A 21,557-nucleotide genomic window follows, 5' to 3' on the forward strand; every position below is an offset into this window, starting at 1 on the left:
CGTCATCGGCTCTTCAAGCCGGAGCGGCGGGCGCCTCGCGAACCTCCGGCGGCGTCGGGCGCAGGAAGACCGCGCCGAGCGGCGGCAGATTGACCGCGGCGCTGGCGGCGCGACCGCCCCAGGCGAGATCGTCGGCGTGGACGCGGCCGAGGTTGCCCACGCCCGAGCCGCCGAAGACCTCGGCATCCGTGTTCACGATCTCGGCCCAGTCGCCGCCGAACGGAAGGCCCAGCCGGTAGCCCAGGTGCGGCGCGCCCGAGAAGTTGAAGGCGCAGACGATCGGGCCGTCCTCGCTCCACCGCAGGAACGCCAGCACGTTGTGCTGCGCGTCGCCGGCCTCGATCCACTCGAAGCCGCGCGGCTCGGTGTCGTAGCGCCAGAACGCCGAGTTCTCGCGGTAGACGCGGTTGAGCTCGCCGACGAGCGAGGCGATCTGACGGTGGTCGTCATGGTCGAGCAGGTGCCAGTCGAGGCCCTTCGCCTCGCTCCACTCGGCCCACTGGCCGAACTCCTGGCCCATGAAGAGCAGCTGCTTGCCGGGGTGCGCCCACATGAAGGCGAGGAACGCCCGCAGGTTGGCGCGCTTCTGCCAGTGGTCGCCGGGCATCTTGTCGATGAGCGAGCCCTTGCCGTGCACGACCTCGTCGTGGCTGATCGGCAGGATGAAGTTCTCGGAGTACGCGTAGACCATCGCGAAGGTGATCTCGTTGTGGTGGTACGAGCGGTAGGCGGGGTCGCGCTCGATGTACTGCAGCGAGTCGTGCATCCAGCCCATGTTCCACTTGAAGCCGAAGCCCAGGCCGCCGCCGCTCGTGGGGCGCGTGACGCCGCTCCAGCTCGTCGACTCCTCGGCGATCATCATGATCCCGGGGTAGCGCTTGTACGCCGTCGCGGTGGTCTCCTGCAGGAATCCGATCGCCTCGAGGTATTCGCGCCCGCCATGGATGTTGGGGATCCACTCGCCGTCATTCCGCGAGTAGTCGCGGTAGAGCATCGAGGCCACCGCGTCGACGCGCAGGCCGTCGACGTGGAAGGTCTCGAGCCAGTACAGCGCGTTCGCGTAGAGGAAGTTGCGCACCTCGGTGCGGCCGAAGTCGAAGACGTAGGTGCCCCAGTCCTTCTGCTCGCCGAGGCGCGGGTCCGCATGCTCGTAGAGGGGCTGGCCGTCGAAGCGGGCGAGCGCCCAGTCGTCCTTCGGGAAGTGGCCGGGAACCCAGTCCATGATCACGCCGATGCCTGCCTGGTGCAGGCGGTCGATCAGGTAACGCAGATCGTCAGGATGCCCGAAGCGGCTGGTCGCCGCGTAATAGCCGGTGACCTGGTAGCCCCACGAGCCGGCGAAGGGGTGCTCGGCGAGGGGCATGAACTCGACGTGGGTGAAGCCGAGCCAGGTAACGTACTCGATCAGCTGGTCGGCGGCCTCGCGATAGTTCAGGCCGGGGCGCCAGGAGCCGAAGTGCAGCTCGTAGATCGAGATCGGCTTGTCGTGGTGGCTCGTGCGGCGCGCCTCGAGCCACTCCGCGTCGTGCCACTCGTAGCGGCTCTCGCCGACGACCGACGCCGTCGCAGGCGGCACCTCGGTGTACTGCGCGAGCGGGTCGGCCTTGCGCACCCAGTCGCCCGACTGCGTGCGAATGTCGAACTTGTAGAGGGCGCCGACATCGAGACCGGGGACGAACAGCTCCCACAGGCCGCTGCCGCCCATCGAGCGCATCGCGTGGCCCGTGCCGTCCCAGCCGTTGAAGTCGCCGACCACCCGCACGGCGGTGGCGTTGGGCGCCCACACGGCGAACGCGACGCCCCTGGTCGCGGCGGCGACGCCCCAGTGCTCGCGCACGTGCGCGCCGAGGGCGTTCCAGAGCTCTTCGTGCCGCCCCTGCTGGATCAGCCACGTGTCGGCCTCGCCGAGCGTGGGGGAGAAGCGGTAGGGGTCATCCGCCGTGTAGACGCTGCCGTCGTCGTAGCGCGCCTCGATGACGTAGTCGCTGAAGCCGGTGATCGACACGCCCTGCCAGATGCCGAACCCGAGGTGCGCGAGCTCGACGTGCGCACCGGAGGCGAGCACCGCGTGCACCGACCGGGCGAGCGGGCGCAGCGTGCGGATGACGGTCACCGGGTCGCTCACGCTGCCTGAGGCGACCGGATGCTGGCCGAGCACGGCGTGCGGCTCGTGATGGCGGCCCTCGGCCAGTGCCTGCAGCGTGTCGTCGGCGATGCGGGGCAGGGTGACACTGCTCATCAGCTGGGCTCCTTCACGTGCAGGATGTGCACGGGCTCGTAGAACGAATCAAGCCGGACGTAGTTGCGTGCCGCCCAGGACCAGCGCTGGCCGGTCACGAGGTCGCGCACCTCGAACTCGGCGCCCGGCTCGAGCCCGAGCGCCGTGACGTCGAGGTGCACGATCGTCTCGCGCACCGAGTGCGGGTCGACGTTCGCGACGACGATCACCGCGTCGGACTTCCCCGATCGGCTGAAGGCCCCGTCGAGGTGCTTCGAATACACGAGCACCGCGTCGTCCTCAGAACTGTGCAGGGTGAGGTTGCGCAGCTGGCGGAGCGCGGGGTGCGCGTTGCGGGCCTGGTTCAGCATGGTCAGATACGGGGCGAGCGAGTCGCCCGAGGCGAGGGCGCGGCCGAAGTCGCGCGGCTTGAACTCGTACTTCTCGTTGTCGATGTACTCCTCGGCGCCCGGGCGGGCGACCGACTCGTAGAGTTCGTACCCGGAATACACGCCCCATAGCGGCGCGGCGGTCGCTGCGATCGCCGCGCGGATCTTGAAGGCCGGCCGGCCGCCGAACTGCAGGTACTCGGTGAGGATGTCCGGTGTGTTCACGAACAGGTTCGGGCGGTAGAAGGCCGCCCAGTCGCGCGAGATCGTGGTGAGGAACTCCTCGAGCTCGACCTTCGTGTTGCGCCAGGTGAAGTACGAATACGACTGCTGGAAGCCGGCCTTGGCGAGCGTCTGCATGACGGCGGGCCGGCTGAACGCCTCGGCGAGGAAGACGACCTCGGGGTGCTCGCGGTTCACGTCGTGAATGAGCCATTCCCAGAAGCGCAGCGGCTTCGTGTGCGGATTGTCGACGCGGAAGATGCGGACGCCGAGCGAGATCCAGTACTCCACGATCCGGCGGATCTCGGCCCTCAGCCCGTCGTAGTCGTTGTCGAAGTTCAGCGGGTAGATGTCCTGGTACTTCTTCGGCGGGTTCTCGGCGTACGCGATCGTGCCGTCGGGCAGCGTCGTGAACCACTCGGGGTGCGAGCGCACCCACGGGTGGTCGGGGGAGGCCTGCAGCGCGAGGTCGAGTGCGACCTCGAGCCCGACCAGCTCGGCCTTGCCGAGGAAGTGCTGGAAGTCCTCGACCGTGCCGAGCTCGGGGTGGATCGCGTCGTGGCCGCCCTCGGCCGAGCCGATCGCCCACGGCGAGCCCGGGTCGTTCGGGCCGGCGTCGAGAGAGTTGTTGGGTCCTTTGCGGAACGAGTGCCCGATGGGGTGGATCGGCGGCAGATAGACGACGTCGAAGCCCATCGCCGCCACCTCGGGCAGCCGCAGCGCCGCCGTGCGGAAGGTGCCGGACTGCCAGCTGCCGTCGGCGCGCCGCTTCGCGCCGACGGAGCGCGGGAAGAACTCGTACCAGGCGCCCAGGCCCGCGCGCGCGGGTTCCACGACGATGCGTCGCGTGAGCGACAGCGTCTGCAGCGACACGACGGGCCGCTCCGTCATGATCTGCGTGAGGCGGGCGTCGGATGCCGCGGCCAGACGGGCCTCGGGCGGCGTGGCCTCATCGCGCAGCGCCGCGGCCGTGTCGGAGAGGTAGCGGCGCTCGGACTTCGGCCTCCGCTTGTCCGCCGCCGCGCGCTCGGCGAGGATCGCGCCTTCCAGGAAGGTGACGGCGACGTCGACCCCGACGGGGATCTTCTTGTCGGCGACCGCACGCCAGGTGGCCCACTCGTCGGCCCACGCCTGCATCCGGAAGCGCCACTCGCCCTCGGTCTCGAGCAGGGCGAGGGCGCCCCACCTGTCGGGGTGCTCCGCGCCGAGCGGATGCATGCGATGCGTGCTCTCCTCCCCGTCGGGGGAGCGCAGCAGCAGGTCAACGCCGATGAGGTCGTGCCCCTCACGGAACGCGGTGACCTCGAACGGCACCACTTCGCCGGCGAACGCCTTGGCGGGGAAGAGCCCGCCGTCGACCTCGGGGGACGGCTCGAGGAGCGGGATCCGGCCCAGGACGGGAGTGAAGGCATCCGTGTCGTTCGCCACGATGCGAACCTATCGCGTATCGAACGCGATACAGCACGGTAACGAGACCTCAGTACGTTACGACTGTGAGCGAATTCGACATGCTGGAGGCCGTAAGGCCGAACACCCCGATGACCGCAGACGAGGCCCAGACGAGCGAGTCGCGACACGTCGGCCCGAGCTTCCAGCCGACGCATCCGCTCGCCCTCGCGCCCGTGACCGCGCCGCCGCACTCGGTCGACGGCTTCGTGCGCGAGTTCCTGCGCGAGTTGAACACGAGCGCGGGCGTCACGCTGTCGCGCTCGACCGTCAACGACCAGTACCTGTCGCTCGCTCGCACGGTGCGCCACTACCTGTCGGCGCGCTGGCTCGAGAACACGCGCAAGATCCGCGACACCAAGGCGAAGATGGTCGGCTATCTGTCGGCCGAGTTCCTGCTGGGGCGGCAGCTCGGCAACGCGCTGCTCGCCACCGACCTCGAGGAGATCGCCGACAAGGCGCTGGCCTCCTGCGGGATCGACATCGCGACGCTCCGCGCCCAGGAGGTGGAGCCGGGCCTCGGCAACGGCGGCCTCGGTCGCCTCGCCGCCTGCTTCATCGACTCGCTCGCGACGATGGGAGTGCCGTGCATCGGCTACGGCATCCGCTACGAATACGGCATCTTCCGGCAGACCTTCGTCGATGGGCAGCAGGTCGAGCAGCCAGACACCTGGCTGACGCTCGGCAGCCCCTGGGAGTTCCCGCACCCCGAGCACGCGGTGCAGGTCGACTTCGGCGGCCACACGGAGAAGTACACCGACACCGACGGTGTCGAGCGCAGCCGCTGGGTTCCGGCATGGAACGTGCTCGGCATGCCCTTCAACTACATGGTGCCCGGCTATCAGAACGGCCAGGTGAACACGCTGCGCTTGTGGAGCGCGCAGGCGACGAAGGCGTTCGACCTGTCGATCTTCAACAGCGGCGATTACGCCGAGGCCGTGCGAGCCCAGACCTTCGCCGAGAACATCACCAAGGTGCTCTACCCCGAGGACTCGACCCCGCAGGGCAAGGAGCTGCGGCTGCAGCAGCAGTACTTCTTCGTCGCCTGCTCGATCCGCGACTTCCTCGACCGGTTCATCCTCGACGGCGACGTCAGGTCGCTGCCCGACCGGGTGATCTTCCAGCTGAACGACACCCACCCGGTGATCGCGGTGCCCGAGCTCATGCGCGTGCTCGTTGACATCGAGAAGCTGGAGTGGGAGGAGGCGTGGGAGATCACCAAGAAGTGCTTCGCGTACACCTGCCACACCCTGCTTCCCGAGGCGCTCGAGGTGTGGTCGACCGAGCTGCTCGGCCGGCTGCTGCCACGGCACCTCGAGATCATCTACCGCATCAACGACGAGTTCCTCGCCGAGGTGAGGGCGGCGTTCCCGAACGACGAGATGCGCGCGCGGCAGATGTCGATCATCGCCGAGTACCCCGAGCGGGCGGTGCGCATGGCGTACCTCGCGACCGTCGCCGGCTCGAAGGTGAACGGCGTCGCCGAGCTGCACTCGCAGCTTCTGCGCGACAAGGTGCTGCACGACTTCTCGGAGTACTGGCCCGAGAAGTTCACGAACGTGACGAACGGGGTGACCCCGCGCCGCTTCCTGCGGCTTGCGAATCCCGGGCTGTCCGAGCTGATCACCGAGACCCTCGGCACCGGCTGGCTCACGGATCTCGAGCGGCTGGCCGAGCTCGAGCCGTATGCAGAGGATGCCGAGTTCCGCGCGGCCTTCGTCAGGATCAAGGCCGCGAACAAGACCCGGCTCCGCCGGCTGCTCGAGGCGCGCGACGAGGTCGCTGTGCCCGATGGGCACCTGCTCGACGTGATGGTCAAGCGGCTGCACGAGTACAAGCGACAGAGCCTCAAGCTGCTGCACATCGTGAGCCTCTACGAGCAGATCGTCACCGGGAAGCTCTCGGCGGACGAGGTCACGCCGCGAACCTTCGTCTTCGGGGCGAAGGCGGCGCCCGGCTATCGGATCGCGAAGGAGACCATCCACCTGATCAACTCGGTCGCCGCCGTGGTGAACCGCGACCCGCTGGTGAAGGATGTGCTCAAGGTCGTCTTCCCCTCCAACTACAACGTCACCCTCGCCGAGACGCTGATTCCCGCGGCCGACCTCTCCGAGCAGATCTCGCTCGCGGGGAAGGAGGCGTCGGGCACCGGCAACATGAAGTTCGCCCTGAACGGCGCGCTGACGATCGGGACCGACGACGGCGCCAACGTCGAGATCCGCAAGCTGGTCGGCGACGACCACTTCTTCCTGTTCGGGCTGAGCGAGCCCGAGGTGACCGACCTTCAGACGGCGGGCTATCGCTCGCACGAGTTCTACGAGAGCGACCCCCAGCTGAAGGCGGCGCTCGACCTGATCGCCTCAGGGCACTTCTCGGGCGGCGACCGCGGGGTGTTCGAGCCGCTGGTCTCGAACCTGCTCTACGACGACCGGTTCATGGCGCTCGCCGACTTCCGCTCGTACGTCGACACCCAGGCGAAGGTCGACGCGTACTACGCCGATCAGGACGCCTGGGCGCGCTCGGCCGTGCTCAACGTGGCACGCAGCGGCTACTTCTCGTCCGACCGCTCCATGCGCGATTACATCGACCGCATCTGGCACACCAGGCCGCTGCGCTAGATAGCCTGAGCAGCGTGAAGGCCATTCGCAGATTCACCGTTCGCGCGGTGATCCCCGAACCACTTTCCGCGCTCGAAGAGCTCGCCCTGAACCTGCGGTGGTCGTGGCATCGGCCGACCCAGCGGCTGTTCCGAGCCATCTCCGACGAGGCCTGGCATGCGAGCCACGACCCGATCCAGCTGCTCGGCGCCGTCGAGCCCGCTCGCCTCGAGGCGCTCGCCGCCGACCCCGGCTTCGTGCAGCAGGCGAATGAGCTGCGCGACGAGCTGAGGCGCTACATCACCGAGCCGCGCTGGTACCAGGGTCTTGAGGGCGCGCCCGCGTCGGTGGCGTATTTCTCGGCCGAGTTCGGCGTGGCGGCGGCACTGCCGCAGTACTCCGGGGGTCTCGGAATCCTCGCGGGCGACCACCTCAAGGCGGCATCCGATCTCGGCATCCCGCTCATCGGCGTCGGGCTCTTCTACCGCTCCGGGTACTTCCGCCAGTCGATCTCGGGCGACGGCTGGCAGCACGAGTCCTACCCCGTGCTGGACCCCGACGGGCTGCCGCTGTCGGTGCTGCGCCGGCCAGACGGCATGGCAGCGCGCGTGTCGCTCGCGCTGCCCGACGGGCGCTCGCTCTCTGCGCGCGTCTGGGTCGCCGCGGTCGGCCGCGTCAAGCTCCTGCTGCTCGACACGAACATCCGCGAGAACGACGAGGACCTGCGCTCGGTGACCGACCGGCTCTACGGCGGCGGGGGAGAGCACCGGCTGCTGCAGGAGCTGCTGCTCGGCATCGGCGGCGTGCGCGCCATCGACCTCGCGGTCGAGCTGCTCGGGCTGACGCCCCCGACCGTGTTCCACACCAACGAGGGCCATTCGGGCTTCCAGGGGCTCGAGCGCATCTCGAATCTCATCGGCGACGGGCTGAGCTTCGACGAGGCGCTTCAGGTCGCGCGCGCGGGCACGGTGTTCACGACGCACACGCCGGTGCCGGCGGGCATCGACCGCTTCGAGCGGCCGCTGATCGAGCGATACTTCTCGACCGCTGATCTGCTGCCCGGCGTGACGCTCGACCAGGTGCTGAGCCTGGCGCTCGAGTCGCAGATGGGCGGCCCCGACAGCGTGTTCAACATGGCGGTGCTGGGGCTGCGCCTCGGGCAGCACGCCAATGGCGTCGCGAAGTTGCACGGTCGTGTGTCACGTGCGATGTTCCGGCCGCTGTGGCCCGGCTTCGACGCGGATGAGGTGCCGATCTCGTCGATCACCAACGGCGTGCACGCGCCCACGTGGGTCGACTCGACGCTCGTCGCCCTGGCCGAGGCGCACTTCGGCACGGGCGACACCACGCGCGTCGACTGGGAGAGCGAGCAGTTGGCGGATGCCGCACTGTGGGCGGCTCGCAACGAGATGCGTGCGGCGACCGTGACCGACGCACGTCGGCGCGTTCGTGCCGCGCACACCGTCACCGGCGGCATCGCGCCCGCCTGGACCGAGCAGGTGCTCGACCCGGGTGCCCTGACGATCGGCTTCGCGCGGCGCGGCGCGAGCTATAAGCGCCTCACGCTGATGCTCCACGACAGGGAGCGGCTGCGCGGCATCCTCACGGACCCCGAGCGCCCCGTGCAGATCATCGTGGCGGGCAAGGCGCACCCCGCCGACGACGACGGCAAGCGCCTCATCCAGGAGCTCTACGAGTTCGCCGAGCAGCCCGACATCCGCGGCCGCATCGTGTTCCTGCCGAACTACGACATCACCATGGCGCAGACGCTGTACCCCGGCACCGACGTCTGGCTCAACAACCCGCTGCGGCCCATGGAGGCATGCGGCACGAGCGGCATGAAGGCGGCGCTCAACGGCTCGCTGAACCTCTCGATTCTCGACGGGTGGTGGGACGAGTACTACGACGGCAGGAACGGCTGGGCGATCCCGTCGGCCGATTCCGCGGGGGATGCCGCCGAGCGGGACGCGCTCGAGGCGAACGCCCTCTACGACCTCATCGAGCACCAGATCGCGCCGATGTTCTACGACCGTGACGACGACGGCGTGCCGGCCCAGTGGCTCGCGCACGTGCGCTATGCGCTGAAGACGCTCTCGCCCGAGCTCTCGGCCGACCGGATGGTCATGCAGTACGTCGACGAGCTCTACACGCCGGCGCATCACTTCGCGACGACGCTTGCGGCCGACCGGTTCGCCGCGGCCCGGTCGCTCTCGGCCTGGAAGAAGAAGGTCGTGGCGGCGTGGCCCCAGGTCGCCGTGGCGCACGTCGAGTCGGGCGGCCTCGACGCGGTGCCGCAGGTCAACGACGCGCTGCACGTGCGCGCTCACGTCGCACTCGGCGAGCTCACGCCCGACGACGTGCGGGTCGAGGTGGTCTACGGCCACAGCGAGCCGGCGGCGGGGGACGAGCTCACGGAGCTGCGCTCGCGCGAACTCGCCGTGGACACCGACGCCGCGGCGGCCGATGGCACGGGAACGACCGCGTTCACGGGCACCGTCGTGCTCGACCGCGCAGGGTCCTTCGGCTACACCGTGCGCGTGCTGCCCAAGAACGAGTTGCTCGCGGCGCCGGCCGAGCTCGGCCTCGTGGCCGTGGCGGGCTGACGGCGCGTCAGGCGAAGTCGCGGCCGCTGCAGCGGAACAGGCGCAGCGACGCCGAGTCGAGCGTCACGACGTCGCCGGGGCGGAACCACTCGGTCGACGACCGCGGTGCTTCGTCGGCGCTGTCCCAGACGAGCTCGTAGCCGTCGACGCCCTCGTGTGCCGGCAGCGTGACGTCGACGGCGGTCTCGAGCCCGTGCACGATGAGCAGGATGCGGTTGAACTCCTCGAACTCGGGCGTCGAGGCGGCGATGTACTGCAGGGTGCGGGCCGAGGGGTCCTGCCAGTCGTCCAGCGCCATCGTGTTGCCGCCCGCGTCGTACCAGTCCATCTGGCTCGACTGCGGCACGTGCTCGCCGAGCTTGGCGTAGCGCACGGGGCGCACGGCGGGGTTCTCGAGGCGCAGGCGGATGAGCTCCGCCGTGACGGCACGCAGGCTCGCGGCATCCTCGTCGTGCTCCCACGACAGCCACGTGAGCTCGTTGTCGTGGCAGTACGCGTTGTTGTTGCCCTGCTGGCTGCGCCCGAACTCGTCGCCCGCGGTGATCATGGGGACGCCGGCCGAGAGCAGCAGCGTTCCGAGCAGGTTGCGCATCGCCCGGCGCCGCGTCGCGAGGATCGCGGGGTCCGTCGTCGGCCCCTCGGCGCCGTGATTGAACGAGCGGTTGTTGTCGGAGCCGTCGCGGTTGAACTCGCCGTTGCCGAAGTTGTGCTTGACGTCGTACGAGACGAGGTCGGCGAGCGTGAAGCCGTCGTGCGCGGTGACGAAGTTGACGGATGCCAGGGGGCCGCGCTCGGCGCTGAAGGTGTTCGACGAGCCGGCGAGGCGCGTGGCGAGCCCGCCGATTCCGGTCGACGCGGTGCCGTGGTCGCGGGCATCCGCGATATCACGCAGCCAGAACTGGCGCACCCGGTCCCGGTAGCGGTCGTTCCACTCGCTCCACCCGTCGGGGAAGTTGCCGGTCTGCCAGCCGCCGAGCCCGACGTCCCACGGTTCGGCGATGAGCTTGACGCCCTGCAGTTGCTCGTCGTCGGCGAGGCCGGCGAGCAGCGCGTGGTCGCGATTGAAGGCGCCGGTCTCGTCGCGGCCGAGCGTGGCGGCGAGGTCGAAGCGGAAGCCGTCGACCTGGCACTCGTTCGCCCAGTAGCGGATGGAGTCGCGCACGAGTTCGCGCGCCGCGGCCTGGCCGAAGTCGACCGTGTTCCCACAGCCCGTGACGTCGTAGTACGTGCCGTCGTCAAGCTGGCGGTAGTAACTGGAGTTGTCGATGCCGCGGAAGCTCGTGCGCGGGCCGCCGAGGCCGAGCTCAGCGGTGTGGTTGTAGACCACGTCGAGGACGACCTCGAGGCCGGCCTCGTGCAGCAGCTTCACCATGCCCTTGAACTCGCGCAGCACGGCGCTCGGCCCGAGGCTCTGGGCCGACTTGGTCGCGTAGGGGGAGTGCGGGCTGAAGAAGTTGACGGTGTTGTAGCCCCAGTAGTTCGACAGGCCCTGGCGCAGCAGCCGCGGCTCCGACGTGAAGTAGTGCACGGGCAGCAGCTCGACGGTGGTGACGCCGAGGCTCGTCAAGTACTCGATCGACGCGGGGTGGGCGAGACCCGCATAGGTGCCCCGCAGCTCCTCGGGTACGGCAGGGTTCAGCTTCGAGAAGCCGCGCAGGTGCGCCTCGTACAGGACCGTCTTGTCGAGGGGGTGCCCCGGCTTGCGCGACGAGCCCCAATCGAAGGCCTGGTCGACGACGACCGCGCGCCACTCGTCGGCCCGCAGCTGCACGACACCCTTGGCGTAGGGCTCGATGAGGTTCGGCGTCGGGTCGAAGGCGTTGCGCGGGCCGTCGGGGCCGTCGACGCGGATCGCGTAGCGGGTGTCGGGGGTGAGCCGGGAGGAGCCGCCGGACCAGACGTCGTCGGCGCCGCGTGCGAGCTCGACGGTCTCGACGACCCAGTCGGGGTCCTTGCGGTCGAAGATCACCAGCTCGACCCGGGAGGCGTTCGCACTCCAGACGCCGAGCGTTCCGCCGGCTTCGCTGAGCGTCACGCCCAGAGGGGTCGGGGCCGTCTCGGACATGGTGTCTACAGTAGTGAGCGTGGGCGTCTACCTGGACCACGCCGCGACGACGCCGATGCTGCCCGAGGCCATCGACGCGTACGCGCGGGCGATGAGCGAAGTCGGGAACCCGTCGTCGATCCATTCGGCCGGGCAGAACGCTAGGCGGCTGCTCGAAGAGGCGCGCGAGGCCGTTGCCGCGTCACTCGGGTGCGACCCCATCGAGGTCGTCTTCACCTCCGGCGGCACCGAGGCGATCAACCTGGCGCTCAAGGGCGGCTTCTGGGCGGCCGCCCCCGGGAAGCGCCGGCTCGTGGTGCCCGAGGGGGAGCACCACGCGACGATCGACACCGTCGAGTGGCTCGCGGCGCACGAGGGCGCCCAAGTCACGTGGGTCGCGCTCGATGAGCAGGGCGTGATCGAGACGGATGCCTGGGCCGAAGCGCTTCACGGCGACGATGTCGCGATGGCCTCCGCGCTGTGGGTGAACAACGAGGTCGGGGCGATCGAACCGGTCGACGCGCTCGCCGCGGCTGCGGCATCCGCTGGGGTTCCCCTGCACCTCGACGCGGTGGCGGCTTATGGACACGTTCCGATCTCGTTCCGAGAGCTGGGCGTGGCCGCACTTTCGGTGTCGGCGCACAAGGTGGGCGGCCCGGTCGGCATCGGCGCGCTCGTGCTCTCGCGGAAGGCGAGTGTCGTGCCGATCGTGCACGGCGGCGGCCAGCAGCGCAACGTGCGGTCGGGCACGCAGGATGTCGCCGCCGCGGTGTCGTTCGCGGTCGCAGCGCAGGCCGCGGTGGCCTCGCTCGACGCCGAGCGCTCGCGGCTCACGGGGCTGCGCGACCGGCTGATCGCCGGCGTGCGGGCCGCCGTGCCCGAGGCGCGGCTCTCGGGCCCTGAGGGCTCGGCTCGCGTGGCCTCGAACGCGCACTTCACGTTCCCGGGGGCGCAGGGCGACTCGCTGCTCTTCCTGCTCGATGCGGCCGGGGTCGCGGTTTCGACGGGGTCGGCGTGTCAGGCGGGCATCCCCGAGCCGTCGCACGTGGTGCTGGCCATGGGGCGCGCCGCGGAGGAGGCATCCTCGTGCCTGCGCGTGACCCTCGGCAGAACGACGACGCAGGCCGACGTCGATGCGTTCCTCGCGGCGCTGCCCGATGCCTACGCGCGTGCGGCGCGGGCCGGTTTCACGACCTCAGCCTGACGCGGCCACCGAGCCTCTCACGCGGCGACACTAGATGCCGTTTCGTCGGCGTGGGGCGACAGTCGATGTCGCTATCCGCGCCGAAAACGGCATCGAGTGTCGCCCCGGGAAGGCGTCGAGGCACCTAATGTCGCCCGGTGCGGCGCGGCAACCGTCACCACTTCCGGGTGAAGGGCAGGGGCTTCCGCATGCGGATGAGCAGCAGCAGCGGGAAGAGCACGTACGGGCCGTTGTAGAGCAGGAAGATGAGCGGGTGCGGGGTGCGCTGGCCCTCGGGCCCGAAGAACTCGACGCCGAAGATCGGGATGCCGGTGAGCGAGATGATCATCGTCGCGTAGATCACCGAGGGCAGCTGGATCCAGTTCCAGCGGCGCACGATCGCGATGATCAGCACGATGTAGAAGGCGATGTAGCCGAACGCCGAGGTGCCCGAGATGAAGCGCAGCCAGAGGGGGTGCGACTGGTAGAGCGGGTCGAAATTCGACGAGTACGTGTAGTTCCACCGCACGAGGATGTTCGGCGAGTTCGGCACCTGGTCGAGGCCGAGGCCTTCGACCGAGTCGCTGATGACGCAGCTGACGATGAAGAGGCTGAAGACGACGAGGAACACGATGTCCATCGGGCGCTGCCTGAGCGGAAGGTTCGGATTCGTGGTCGCCGTGGTCGCGGGGGAGTCTGAGACTGCTGTGGTCACTCACGTGACGCTAATACGCTCCGGGCCATCGTGCGGGCACCGAAACGTAGACTGAGGCCATGCGTGTTCTGGCAGCGATGAGCGGTGGTGTCGACTCCTCGGTGGCTGCGGCGCGCGCGAAAGACGCCGGCCATGACGTCGTCGGCGTGCATCTCGCGCTCTCGCGCATGCCCGGCACGCTGCGCACGGGCTCGCGCGGCTGCTGCACGATCGAAGACGCGATGGATGCCCGCCGCGTGGCCGACCTCATTGGCATCCCGTTCTACGTCTGGGACTTCTCGGAGCGGTTCAAGGCCGACGTCGTCGACGACTTCATCGCCGAGTACGAGGCCGGCCGGACGCCCAACCCCTGCATGCGCTGCAACGAGCGCATCAAGTTCGCCGCTCTTCTCGAGAAGGCGCTCGCGCTCGGTTTCGACGCCGTCGTGACGGGGCACTACGCGACGGTGCTCACCGATGGCGAGGGCAACCGCGAGCTGCACCGGGCGGCGGCGTGGGCGAAGGACCAGTCCTATGTGCTGGGTGTGCTGACCGCCGAGCAGCTGGCGCACGCCATGTTCCCCCTCGGTGCGACGCCGTCGAAGGCCGAGGTGCGGGCCGAGGCCGAGGCGCGCGGATTCGTGACGGCGAAGAAGCCCGACTCCTACGACATCTGTTTCATCCCCGACGGCGACACCCGCGGGTGGCTCGCCGAGCACGTTGGCATCTCGAACGGGGCCATCGTCGACCGCTCGGGCGAGGTCGTCGGCACCCATGCGGGTGCCCAGGGGTACACGGTGGGCCAGCGCCGCGGGCTCAACCTGACCGTGCCCGCGCCCGACGGGCGGCCGCGCTTCGTGCTCGAGGTGAAGCCGGCCACGAACGAGGTGGTCGTCGGGCCGAAGGAGGCGCTCGACATCGCCGAGCTCGCGGGGTCGCGCTTCACCTGGGCCGGGCTGCCGCCGCAGCATCCCGAGACCCCGTTCGAGTGCGAGGTGCAGATCCGGGCCCACGCCGACGCGGTGCCGGCGACGGCTGTCGTTCGCGACGGCGAGCTGGTGATCACGCCGCACGCGCCCATCAACGGGGTCGCGCCCGGGCAGACCGCCGTCGTGTACGTCGGCACGCGCGTGCTCGGTCAGACGACGATCGACCGCACGGTCAGCGCGGTTCCTGCGGGCGTCTGAGCGGCGCGTCAAGCGCCTGCCGGTGTCGGCGGTTCCTCCTAGTCTGGAGCAGTGGCAGAACTGACGCAGCAGCAGCAGGCCGCGGCCGAGGTCGACGAGCTGACCGAGCGCATCAACGGGGCGCGCGAGGCGTACTACGGGGCCGATGCTTCGCTGGTCGACGACGCGACGTACGACGCGTGGATGCACCGGCTGGAAGAGCTCGAGCGGCTCTTCCCCGAGCTCGCCAAGCAGGACTCGCCGACGCAGACGGTCGGCGCTGCCGATGAGACCGGCCTCGACACGATCGAGCATGCCGAGCGCATGCTCAGCCTCGACAACGTCTTCTCGACCGACGAGCTGCGCGAGTGGTGCGCCAAGGCGCAAGAGACCGCGGGGCGCCGGGTCGACTGGCTGACCGAGCTCAAGATCGACGGCCTCGCGATCAACCTGCGCTACGAGAACGGCGTGCTGACATCGGCCGCGACTCGCGGCGACGGGCGCATCGGCGAGATCGTCACCGAGAACGCGCTGAAGCTCGATGACATCCCTCAGAGGCTGCGCGGCTCGGGGCATCCGCCCCTCGTTGAAGTGCGCGGCGAGGTGTTCATCCCCGTCGCAGCCTTCGAGACGCTGAACGAGAAGCAGGGCGAGTTCCGCGAGCGCTACGTCGCCGAGAAGCGTGCGCAGCACGAGGCGCGCTGGGGCGACAAGCGGGTGTTCGACGAAGAGAAGGCGAAGGGCACCGCGGGGCGCATGTTCCCGGCGTTCGCCAACCCGCGCAACGCGGCGAGCGGAGGCCTCAGGCAGCAGCTCGACAAGAAGAAGACGGTGCTCGAGCGCGAGGCATCCATCGCTCGCATTGCGTCTCTGCGGCTGTACGTGCACGGGATCGGCGCATGGCCGAACCCGCCCGTCGCTTCGCAGAGCGAGGTCTATGAGTTGCTGGATTCATGGGGGCTGCCGACCAGCCCGTACTCCAGCGTGTTCCCCGACATCGACGGGGTGATCGGCTTCGTCGAGAAGTACGGTGCCGAGCGGCATTCCGTGCTGCACGAGCTCGACGGCATCGTGGTGAAGGTCGACGAGCTCGCCCTGCACGACGAGATGGGCGCGACCAGCCGCGCGCCGCGCTGGGCGATCGCGTTCAAATACCCGCCGGAGGAGGTGCAGACGAAGCTGCTCGACATCGTCGTCTCCGTCGGGCGCACGGGGCGCGCGACGCCGTTCGCCGTGATGGAGCCGGCCCATGTGGCGGGCTCGGTCGTGCGGCAGGCGACGCTGCACAACCAAGACGTCGTGAAGGCGAAGGGCGTGCTGATCGGCGACACGGTCGTGCTGCGGAAAGCGGGCGACGTGATCCCCGAGGTGCTCGGGCCGGTGGTCGAGAAGCGCGACGGCTCCGAGCGCGAGTTCGTCATGCCCGAGCGCTGCCCCGAGTGCGGCACCCCCTTGGCGCCCGCTCGCGAGGGCGACATCGACCTGCGCTGCCCGAACGCGCGCTCGTGCCCTGCGCAGGTGCGCGGCCGCGTCGAGCACATCGGCTCGCGCGGTGCGCTCGACATCGAGGGGCTCGGCGAGGTGGGCGCCGCGGCGCTCACGGAAGGCACGGCCGAGCGCCCGGCGCTGCTCGCGACCGAGGCGGGCCTCTTCGACGTGACCATCGAGGACCTGTTCCCGATCCGCGTGCTGGTGCGCGATGTCGAGACCGGCGAGCCGCGTGTGCGCGACGACGGCAGCTACGACTACCGCACGCCGTTCCAGCGGCGGCGCAGACTCACCGGCCGTGGCGCGGACGCGCCGTACGACCCCGACGCAGAGGAGTTCTCGGGCGACGAGCTCGCCGTGCCGTCCAAGGCAGCCGAAGAGCTGATCGCCGAGCTCGAGAAGGCGAAGACGAAGGATCTCTGGCGCATGCTGGTCGCGCTGAACATCCGCAACGTCGGCCCGGTGGCGGCGCGGGCTCTCGCGGGGTACTTCGGCTCGCTCGACGCGATCCGTGCGGCATCCCTCGAGCAGCTCGCCGAGGTCGAGGGCGTCGGCCCGATCATCGCAGGCTCGCTCACCGACTGGTTCGCGGTCGACTGGCATCGCGAGATCGTCGAGCGCTGGGCCGCTGCGGGGGTGCGGTTTGAGATCCCGGGCCACCCGGGCCCGGGCGCCGCGCAGGAGACCGGGGGAGTGCTCTCAGGCCTGACCGTCGTCGCGACCGGGTCGCTCGAGGGCTTCTCGCGCGAAGGCGCGAACGAGGCGATCAACGCCGCGGGCGGCAAGGCGGCCTCGAGCGTCTCGAAGAAGACCGACTATGTGGCCGCGGGGCCGGGCGCCGGCTCGAAGCTCGCGAAGGCCGAGGAACTCGGCATCCCGATTCTGGATGCCGCACAGTTCGCGATCCTCGTGACGGAAGGGCCAGCAGGACTTGGGCTCTGAGAACGAAGCGCTCGACGACGGGCCGTTCTACCACGGCACGAAGGCCGACCTGAGGGTGGGCGATCTGCTGACGGCGGGGTTCCGTTCGAACTACCGGCCCGAGATCGTGATGAACCACATCTACTTCACTGCGCTGCGCGATGGAGCGGGCCTCGCCGCCGAGCTGGCCGCAGGCGACGGCGAGCCCCGGGTCTATCTGGTCGAGCCGACCGGCCCGTTCGAGAACGACCCGAACGTGACCGACAAGAAGTTCCCGGGCAATCCGACCCGCTCGTACCGCAGCAGCGAGCCGCTGCGCGTCGTGGGCGAAATCCGCGACTGGACCCGGCTCGCGCCCGAGGCGCTGCAGGAGTGGCGCGACCGCATTTCGGCGATGCGCGACTCGCGCGCCGAGATCATCAACTGACGGGCCATCCGCGTCAGGCGTCGGCGTTCCGCTGCAGATACCGCTCCACGCGCCGGTCGGGCACCAGCCAGATCAGCGCGACGACGATCGGCGGCACGAGCCCGAGCCACGGGGCGATGAAGGCCAGCCCGATGCCGATCAGGTAGAGGATCGGCGAGAGGATTCCCTTGAGGTCGCGGCCAAGCGCCTCGCGCAGCGCATCGCCTGACGGCGTGCGGAAGATCGCCCGCTGGAGCAGGTAGTAGGCGACGGCGGCGCCGAGCAGATTCACGCCGTAGACCACGGTCGGGTCGCGCGCGATCGACGACTCGTCGAGCCAGCGCTGCGTCAGGGGCACGAGCGAGAGCCAGAGCAGCAGATGCAGATTCGCCCACAGCACGCCCCCGTTGACGTTGTGGACCACCTGGAACAGGTGGTGATGGTTCGACCAGTAGATGCCGACGTACACGAAGCTCATCAAGTAGGTGAGCAGGCCGACGCCCGCGCTCTCCCAGAACTGGCGAATCGTGTCGCCGTGCTCGGGCAGCTTCAGCTCCAGCACCATGATCGTGATGATGATGGCCAGCACGCCATCGCTGAACGCCTCCAGTCGATTGCTCTGCATGCCCCCGATCATTGCAGGCGTCGCGACAGGAGTCGGTCGAGCGAGCCGGCAAGCTCTATGCCCCCGACGACATCCGGCCGATCGACGTTGTCGCGCTGATGCACGGGAAGCTGGCGCGGGCCGGCATCTCCGGCCTCGACATCCGTCTGATCGCCTGAGGCGGCCAAACTAGGATGGTCAGGTAATCCCGCTACGCACATTCGACGGAGCCGCATGTCTGAAATCAGCACCGACCTGGTGCGCCATCTCGCGGGTCTCGCCCGCATCGACCTCTCCGATTCCGAGCTCGAGAGCCTCACGGGCGAGCTGGCGCAGATCGTCGACAGCATCGCGAAGGTGAGTGAGGTCGCGACCCCCGATGTCGTCGCGACGAGCCACCCGATCGCGCTGTCGAACGTCTTCCGGGAAGACGAGGTGCGCCCGTCGCTCAGCGTCGAGGACGCGCTGCGCGGCGCACCCGAGCGCGAAGGCGACCGCTTCAAGGTCGCGTCGATCCTGGATGAGGAGCAGTAGAGCGGATGTCTGAGCTGATCACCCTCACCGCCGCCGAGCTCGCCGCGAAGCTGGCCTCGCGCGAGGTTTCGAGCGTCGACGCCACCCAGGCGCACCTCGACCGCATCGCCGCGGTCGACGGCGACGTGCACGCCTTCCTCCACGTCTCCGCAGACGCGATCGCCACCGCGAACCGCATCGACGAGCGCCGCGCCGCAGGCGAAGCCTTCGGCGAGCTCGCCGGCGTTCCTGTGGCCATCAAGGACGTTCTCTCGACCAAGGACATGCCGTCGACCTCGGGCTCGAAGATCCTCGAGGGGTGGCGCCCGCCGTACGACGCGACCGTCGTGGCGAAGCTGCGCGAGGCCGACCTCGTGCCGCTCGGCAAGACGAACATGGACGAGTTCGCGATGGGCTCGTCGACGGAGCATTCCGCCTACGGCCCGACGCACAACCCGTGGGACCTGACCCGCACCCCGGGCGGCTCGGGTGGTGGCTCGTCTGCCGCGGTGGCCGCGTTCGAGGCGCCGCTCGCCCTCGGCAGCGACACCGGCGGAAGCATCCGCCAGCCCGCGGCCGTCACGGGGTCGGTCGGCGTCAAGCCGACCTATGGCGGCGTGAGCCGCTACGGTGCGATCGCGCTCGCGAGCTCCCTCGACCAGGTGGGGCCCGTGAGCCGCACCGTGCTCGACGCGGGCCTGCTGCACGACGTCATCGCCGGCCACGACCCCTTCGACTCGACCTCGCTCACCGACCACTGGCCGTCGATGGCCGCCGCAGCGCGCCTGGGCGCAACGGGCGACCGCCTCAAGGGCCTCAAGGTCGGCGTCGTGAAGGAGCTCTCCGGCGAGAACGGCGGTTTCCAGGCCGGCGTCAAGCAGCGCTTCGACGAGACGGTCGCCGCGCTCACCGCGGCCGGCGCCGAGGTCGTCGAGGTCGCCGCTCCGAGCTTCGAGTACGCGGTCGCCGCCTACTACCTGATCCTGCCCGCTGAGGCATCCAGCAACCTCGCCCGCATGGACTCGGTGCGCTTCGGCCTGCGTGTGAACCCGGAAGAGGGGCCCGTCACGGTCGAGCGCGTGATGAGCGCGACCCGCGACGCTGGCTTCGGCGCAGAGGTGAAGCGCCGCATCATCCTCGGCACCTACGCACTGAGCGCCGGCTACTACGACGCCTACTACGGCAGCGCGCAGAAGGTGCGCACGCTGATTCAGCAGGACTTCGCCGCCGCGTTCGCACAGGCCGACGTGCTGATCAGCCCCGCTGCGCCGACGACCGCCTTCGAGCTCGGCTCGCTCGTGAACGACCCGCTGGCGATGTACCTGAACGACGTCACGACCATCCCGGCGAACCTGGCCGGCATCCCCGGCATGGCGATCCCCATGGGGCTCGCGCCCGAGGACGGGCTGCCCGTCGGCCTGCAGCTTCTCGCACCTGCCCGCGAGGACGCGCGCCTCTACGAGGTGGGCGCCGCCATCGAAACACTGCTCACGGATTCCTGGGGGCACAGCCTGCTGAGCCAGGCACCGCTACTTACGGAGGTCGCCCGCTGATGGCAAAGGACAAGCTTCTCGACTTCGACAAGGCGATCGAGCTCTACGAGCCGGTCCTCGGCTTCGAAGTGCACGTCGAGCTGAACACCAAGACGAAGATGTTCTGCGGCTGCGCGAACGCCTTCGGCCAGGGGGCGAACACGAACACCTGCCCCACCTGCCTCGGTCTGCCCGGCGGCCTGCCGCAGGTGAACAAGAAGGCGATCGAGTCGAGCATCCGGCTCGGGCTCGCCCTCGGGTGCGAGATCGCCGAGAAGTGCCGCTTCGCGCGCAAGCAGTACTTCTACCCCGACCTCGCGAAGGACTTCCAGACCTCGCAGTACGACGAGCCGATCGCCTTCGACGGCTCGGTGACGGTCGAGCTCGAGTCCGGCCGTGAGCTGACCGTGCTGATCGAGCGCGCCCACATGGAAGAGGACGCGGGCAAGCTCACGCACGTGGGCGGCGCGACCGGCCGCATCCAGGGCGCCGACTACTCGCTGGTCGACTTCAACCGCGGCGGCGTGCCGCTCGTCGAGATCGTGACGAAGATCATCGAGGGCGCCGAAGCGGATGCCCCAGAGGTCGGTCGCGCCTATGTGGGTGCGATCCGCGACATCGTGCGCTCGCTCGGCGTCTCGAACGCGCGCATGGAAGAGGGCAACATCCGCTGCGACGCGAACGTGTCGCTGCGCCGCCGCGGCGACACCAAGCTCGGCACGCGCACCGAGACGAAGAACGTCAACTCGCTGCGCTCGGTCGAGCGCGCGGTGCGCTACGAGATCCAGCGCCAAGCGGCGATCCTCGAGGCCGGCGGCACCATCACGCAGGAGACCCGGCACTGGCACGAGGACTCGGGCACGACGAGCGCCGGGCGCCCCAAGTCGGACGCCGACGACTACCGCTACTTCCCCGAGCCCGACCTCGTTCCCGTCGCGCCGAGTCGCGAGTGGGTCGAGGAGCTGCGAGCCACGCTGCCCGAGCCGCCCGCGGCCCGCCGCACCCGGCTGCGCGAGGCATGGGGCTTCACGAAGCTCGAGTTCCAGGACGTCGTGAACGGCGGCCTGCTCGACGTCGTCGAAGAGACCGTGGCAGCAGGGGCGACGCCCGCCGACGCGCGCAAGTGGTGGACGGGTGAGCTCGCTCGCATCGCCAACGCCCAGGGCGTCGCGGCCGAGACGCTCGTGACCCCTGCGGACGTGGCCCAGCTGTCGTCGCTCGTCGCGAGCGGCGAGCTGACCGACCGCCTCGCACGCCAGGTGCTCGAGGGTGTCGTCGCGGGCGAGGGCTCGCCGGCCGAGGTCGTCGAGAAGCGCGGCCTCAAGGTCGTCTCCGACGACGGCGCGCTCATCGCCGCGATCGACGAGGCGCTCGCCGCTCAGCCCGACGTGCTCGCCAAGATCAAGGACGGCAAGGTGCAGGCCGCGGGTGCCGTGATCGGCGCGGTCATGAAGGCGATGAAGGGTCAGGCGGATGCCGCACGCGTTCGCGAGCTCGTGCTGGAGCGCGCCGCGCAGTAACTTCGCGAAAG

At 69.6% G+C, this 21,557-nt stretch carries 15 protein-coding genes; 10 read left to right on the plus strand and 5 right to left on the minus strand.

Features of this window, described 5'->3' with window-relative positions; all coding sequences use genetic code 11:
* Positions 1-13: 13 nt before the first annotated feature.
* Both glgB and ABD716_RS16065 read right to left on the minus strand, forming a co-directional pair.
* Positions 14-2,239 (minus strand): 1,4-alpha-glucan branching protein GlgB, encoded by a 2,226-nt coding sequence (gene glgB / locus ABD716_RS16060; protein WP_344778743.1) that lies wholly within the window; start codon positions 2,237-2,239, stop codon positions 14-16.
* Complete coding sequence (locus ABD716_RS16065) at positions 2,239-4,257, minus strand: alpha-1,4-glucan--maltose-1-phosphate maltosyltransferase (RefSeq protein ID WP_425553497.1); 2,019 nt, start codon at positions 4,255-4,257, stop codon at positions 2,239-2,241. Before ABD716_RS16065 ends, glgB begins: the two co-directional genes overlap by 1 nt.
* Positions 4,258-4,367: 110 nt before the next feature.
* Here ABD716_RS16065 and ABD716_RS16070 point away from each other — a divergent pair, with 110 nt between their 5' ends.
* Positions 4,368-6,893 (plus strand): glycogen/starch/alpha-glucan phosphorylase, encoded by a 2,526-nt coding sequence (locus ABD716_RS16070; protein WP_344778843.1) that lies wholly within the window; start codon positions 4,368-4,370, stop codon positions 6,891-6,893.
* Positions 6,894-6,907: 14 nt separating this feature from the next.
* The gene (gene glgP, locus ABD716_RS16075) at positions 6,908-9,475 is read left to right on the plus strand and encodes an alpha-glucan family phosphorylase (protein WP_344778745.1); all 2,568 of its coding nucleotides are present in this window, start codon (positions 6,908-6,910) and stop codon (positions 9,473-9,475) included.
* A 7-nt stretch (positions 9,476-9,482) separates the two neighbouring features.
* On the opposite strand, the gene glgX is transcribed toward glgP, so the two are convergent.
* A complete protein-coding gene (gene glgX / locus ABD716_RS16080) occupies positions 9,483-11,540 on the minus strand; it encodes a glycogen debranching protein GlgX (RefSeq protein WP_344778747.1) in 2,058 nt (685 codons plus the stop codon).
* Positions 11,541-11,559: 19 nt separating this feature from the next.
* Here glgX and ABD716_RS16085 point away from each other — a divergent pair, with 19 nt between their 5' ends.
* A complete protein-coding gene (locus tag ABD716_RS16085; protein ID WP_344778749.1) occupies positions 11,560-12,723 on the plus strand; it encodes a cysteine desulfurase family protein in 1,164 nt (387 codons plus the stop codon).
* A 154-nt stretch (positions 12,724-12,877) separates the two neighbouring features.
* Here ABD716_RS16085 and ABD716_RS16090 read toward each other — a convergent pair whose 3' ends face one another.
* On the minus strand, positions 12,878-13,417 hold the full coding sequence (locus ABD716_RS16090) for an EXPERA domain-containing protein (RefSeq protein ID WP_344778751.1): 540 nt from the start codon (positions 13,415-13,417) through the stop codon (positions 12,878-12,880).
* A gap of 59 nt (positions 13,418-13,476) precedes the next feature.
* Here ABD716_RS16090 and mnmA point away from each other — a divergent pair, with 59 nt between their 5' ends.
* Genes mnmA through arr form a run of 3 tightly spaced genes read left to right on the plus strand, consistent with a single transcriptional unit; the run spans position 13,477 to position 17,398 of the window.
* Entirely contained in the window at positions 13,477-14,583 is a 1,107-nt protein-coding gene (mnmA, locus tag ABD716_RS16095) for a tRNA 2-thiouridine(34) synthase MnmA (RefSeq protein ID WP_344778753.1), read from the plus strand.
* A 51-nt stretch (positions 14,584-14,634) separates the two neighbouring features.
* Positions 14,635-16,992 carry an NAD-dependent DNA ligase LigA gene (gene ligA / locus ABD716_RS16100; RefSeq protein ID WP_344778755.1) on the plus strand — a complete coding sequence of 786 codons (2,358 nt, stop codon included), beginning with the start codon at positions 14,635-14,637 and terminating at the stop codon, positions 16,990-16,992.
* Positions 16,982-17,398, plus strand: coding sequence for an NAD(+)--rifampin ADP-ribosyltransferase (gene arr / locus ABD716_RS16105; RefSeq protein WP_344778757.1), 417 nt, complete (start codon positions 16,982-16,984; stop codon positions 17,396-17,398). Before ligA ends, arr begins: the two co-directional genes overlap by 11 nt.
* Before the next feature lie 13 nt (positions 17,399-17,411).
* On the opposite strand, the gene ABD716_RS16110 is transcribed toward arr, so the two are convergent.
* Positions 17,412-18,002, minus strand: coding sequence for a TMEM175 family protein (locus tag ABD716_RS16110; RefSeq protein ID WP_344778759.1), 591 nt, complete (start codon positions 18,000-18,002; stop codon positions 17,412-17,414).
* An 11-nt stretch (positions 18,003-18,013) separates the two neighbouring features.
* Here ABD716_RS16110 and ABD716_RS16115 point away from each other — a divergent pair, with 11 nt between their 5' ends.
* Genes ABD716_RS16115 through gatB form a run of 4 tightly spaced genes read left to right on the plus strand, consistent with a single transcriptional unit; the run spans position 18,014 to position 21,546 of the window.
* The gene (locus ABD716_RS16115) at positions 18,014-18,160 is read left to right on the plus strand and encodes a hypothetical protein (protein WP_344778761.1); all 147 of its coding nucleotides are present in this window, start codon (positions 18,014-18,016) and stop codon (positions 18,158-18,160) included.
* 55 nt (positions 18,161-18,215) lie between these two features.
* Positions 18,216-18,515 (plus strand): Asp-tRNA(Asn)/Glu-tRNA(Gln) amidotransferase subunit GatC, encoded by a 300-nt coding sequence (gene gatC, locus ABD716_RS16120; RefSeq protein WP_344778763.1) that lies wholly within the window; start codon positions 18,216-18,218, stop codon positions 18,513-18,515.
* Positions 18,516-18,520: 5 nt separating this feature from the next.
* Positions 18,521-20,047: an Asp-tRNA(Asn)/Glu-tRNA(Gln) amidotransferase subunit GatA gene (gatA, locus tag ABD716_RS16125; RefSeq protein ID WP_344778765.1), complete on the plus strand. Its 1,527-nt coding sequence runs from the start codon at positions 18,521-18,523 to the stop codon at positions 20,045-20,047.
* Positions 20,047-21,546: an Asp-tRNA(Asn)/Glu-tRNA(Gln) amidotransferase subunit GatB gene (gene gatB / locus ABD716_RS16130; RefSeq protein WP_344778767.1), complete on the plus strand. Its 1,500-nt coding sequence runs from the start codon at positions 20,047-20,049 to the stop codon at positions 21,544-21,546. Before gatA ends, gatB begins: the two co-directional genes overlap by 1 nt.
* The last annotated feature ends 11 nt before the right edge of the window (positions 21,547-21,557 follow it).

The organism is Gryllotalpicola kribbensis, assembly GCF_039538245.1.
GTDB lineage: Bacteria > Actinomycetota > Actinomycetes > Actinomycetales > Microbacteriaceae > Gryllotalpicola > Gryllotalpicola kribbensis.

What these genes read in the sequence shown, in the direction of transcription:
- glgB (WP_344778743.1), bottom strand. Translation starts at nt 2,239, where the DNA reads ATGAGCAGTGTCACCCTGCCCCGCATCGCCGACGACACGCTGCAGGCA.
- ABD716_RS16070 (WP_344778843.1), top strand. Translation starts at nt 4,368, where the DNA reads ATGACCGCAGACGAGGCCCAGACGAGCGAGTCGCGACACGTCGGCCCG.
- glgX (WP_344778747.1), bottom strand. Translation starts at nt 11,540, where the DNA reads ATGTCCGAGACGGCCCCGACCCCTCTGGGCGTGACGCTCAGCGAAGCC.
- mnmA (WP_344778753.1), top strand. Translation starts at nt 13,477, where the DNA reads ATGCGTGTTCTGGCAGCGATGAGCGGTGGTGTCGACTCCTCGGTGGCT.
- ABD716_RS16110 (WP_344778759.1), bottom strand. Translation starts at nt 18,002, where the DNA reads ATGCAGAGCAATCGACTGGAGGCGTTCAGCGATGGCGTGCTGGCCATC.
- gatC (WP_344778763.1), top strand. Translation starts at nt 18,216, where the DNA reads ATGTCTGAAATCAGCACCGACCTGGTGCGCCATCTCGCGGGTCTCGCC.
- gatA (WP_344778765.1), top strand. Translation starts at nt 18,521, where the DNA reads ATGTCTGAGCTGATCACCCTCACCGCCGCCGAGCTCGCCGCGAAGCTG.
- gatB (WP_344778767.1), top strand. Translation starts at nt 20,047, where the DNA reads ATGGCAAAGGACAAGCTTCTCGACTTCGACAAGGCGATCGAGCTCTAC.